The organism is Stenotrophomonas sp. SrG, assembly GCF_050031795.1.
Classification (GTDB): domain Bacteria; phylum Pseudomonadota; class Gammaproteobacteria; order Xanthomonadales; family Xanthomonadaceae; genus Stenotrophomonas; species Stenotrophomonas rhizophila_A.
The window spans coordinates 1-229 of record NZ_JBNBBE010001874.1; the positions used below are offsets into that span (position 1 = coordinate 1).

The following is a 229-nucleotide window of genomic DNA, read 5'->3' on the forward strand; positions in this document are numbered from 1 at the left end:
GCTTCGCGGCCCATCCGGGTGTCGTGCGGGGCTGGCCGGGACCTGCGGGACTCAGGTGGTTTCAGGGGTGGGGGCCCGCGTGCCGACCGGCCGCATCGGCGCGGTCGAACCGCGCACGCCCAGCTGCGGTACGACGCCGGGGTTCTGCAGGTGCAGCGGCGCATCGTCAGTCGCGGCGCTGCGCAGCTGCGCGATCCGCTGGCGCGCGGCAGGCCGCGCGGTGTGGTCG

Annotated in this window: 1 pseudogene; it reads right to left on the reverse strand. The window is 76.9% G+C overall.

Annotation, left to right across the window (positions count from 1 at the left end):
- Positions 1-51 precede the first annotated feature (51 nt).
- Positions 52-229: pseudogene (locus ACQG3P_RS25690) on the reverse strand (LacI family DNA-binding transcriptional regulator); the annotation flags it as partial.